3 protein-coding genes are annotated in these 1723 nt (G+C 73.8%); all 3 read left to right on the plus strand.

Annotated features, from left to right (window positions below; genetic code table 11):
• Positions 1 to 86 precede the first annotated feature (86 nt).
• The gene (locus QL987_RS16835) at positions 87 to 845 is read left to right on the plus strand and encodes an NRDE family protein (protein ID WP_290158808.1); all 759 of its coding nucleotides are present in this window, start codon (positions 87 to 89) and stop codon (positions 843 to 845) included.
• Between the two features lie 70 nt (positions 846 to 915).
• Complete coding sequence (locus QL987_RS16840) at positions 916 to 1347, plus strand: chemotaxis protein CheY (RefSeq protein ID WP_290158810.1); 432 nt, start codon at positions 916 to 918, stop codon at positions 1345 to 1347.
• Positions 1344 to 1652, plus strand: a complete 309-nt coding sequence (locus QL987_RS16845; protein ID WP_253463901.1) for a transcriptional regulator — start codon at positions 1344 to 1346, stop codon at positions 1650 to 1652. The genes QL987_RS16840 and QL987_RS16845 overlap by 4 nt, the downstream gene beginning before the upstream one ends.
• Positions 1653 to 1723 lie beyond the last annotated feature (71 nt).

Here is a 1723-nt window from a genome sequence, read left to right on the forward strand (position 1 = left end):
TGCGTCGTTCACAGCGCTCACGCTACCCGGGCGGTTCCGCGGGCCGCCGGGTCGGTTCCCGGAGCGCGGGTGGGCGGATCGGCCCCATGTGCACCGTCGTCGTCCGTGTCGATCCCGGCGCGGCGTGGCCCGTGACCGTCCTGGCGCTCCGGGACGAGTCCCCGGACCGGCCGTGGGACCCGCCGGCCGCCTGGTGGCCGGAGCGCGACCCGGGTGTCGTCGGCGTGCGTGACCAGCAGGCGGGAGGCGCGTGGCTGGCTGCCTCGGACCGCGCCGGCCTGGCCGTGGTGCTGAACCGGTGGGAACCGACCCCGGGTGTCGACGGCACGTGGAGCACCCGCGGGACCCTGCCGTTGGACGCGGTCGTGGACGACGTCGTGCCCGGTGCGGACGGTGCGCTGCCGACGAGTCGGGCGTTCAACCTGGTCCGCGCCACCGCCGAGGGCGCCGACGTCGTCACCTGGGACGGGGCTGAGGTCCGCACGACGGCGCTCGGCCCGGGCGTGCACATGGTCACGCACGGCGAGCCGGACGACCCGGCCGCGCCCCGGATCGGACGGTGGCTGGAGGCCTTCCGGGCGGTGCCCGCTCCGACGGGGCCGCCGACGGCCGAGCCTGCCGACGAACTCCGCACCGCGCCGGACGACGGGTGGGTGCCGTGGTTCCAGGTACTCGCCGGGTCCACTGCGCTGGCGCCGAACGACCGGGACGCGATCCTCCGCGACACCGTCGAGCCGGAGGGGCACTTCGCGACGCTGTCGATCGTGGCCGCGGCGGTCGGACCCGGGCGGACGGTGCTCCGGCACACGCGGCTGGCAGAGCCGGGGGAGCTCCACCCGCGCTGACGACTTGTGGAAAGTACTTGCCAAAGTGGAAAGTACCGGTCATGCTGGAGACAGCCGGAGGAGGCACACCATGACCGACCACACGCAGCTCAGCCCGACCGACGCCCGTCGACTGCTCGACGAGGCCGACCGCGTCAGCCGTCGGGCCCACGACGCGACCCGCTGGCCCTACGTCACGTTCCTGGTGGGGCTGGGCACGACCACCGCGTTCGGCACCCTGGCGATGGCCCTGACCGAGGGGTCGGCCTTCGGTGTCGCCTACGTCGGCACGATGATCGCCGTGTTCGCGCTGATCATCTTCTTCTGCATCACGATCCAGGGCCGGCGGGCGTTCTCGTGGAGCCGCCGCTGGTCGCTCTACATGGGCGCCTGGGTGGTCACCTACCTCGGGGCGATCGCGGTCGTCGGCTGGGCGCACGGCAACGTCGTCGCGGCGGCCGTCACCTCGGGGCTCGTGCTGCTCGTCACGACCGGGTGTGCCGCCGTCGAGGCCCGTCGGTGACCGCGGAGCAGGTGCACCCGCGACACCGCCTGGTCGACGTCCTGCAGCACCCGGTGCGGTTCTCGATCGTCGCCGCGCTCGACAAGGCCGAGAAGCTCGGGTTCGCCGAGGTGCGGGACGCGGTCGAGGTCAGCGACTCCGTGCTCAGCAAGCAGGTGTCGGCGCTCGAGGCCGCGGGAATCGTCGAGGTGCAGAAGGGCTTCGTCGGCAAGGTGCCGCGGACGACCCTGGTGCTCAGCCGCTCGGGGCGTGCCGCCTGGCGCTCGCACCTCGCGGCGCTCCGTCAGATCGCCGGGACGGACTGACTGCCGGCACGGATTGATCGCCGGCATGGACTGACCGCCGGGGGTGACCGACTGCCGGGCCGGGGGAGCGG

The organism is Curtobacterium sp. APC 4022, from assembly GCF_030407555.1.
In the GTDB taxonomy this organism is placed as follows: Bacteria; Actinomycetota; Actinomycetes; order Actinomycetales; family Microbacteriaceae; genus Curtobacterium.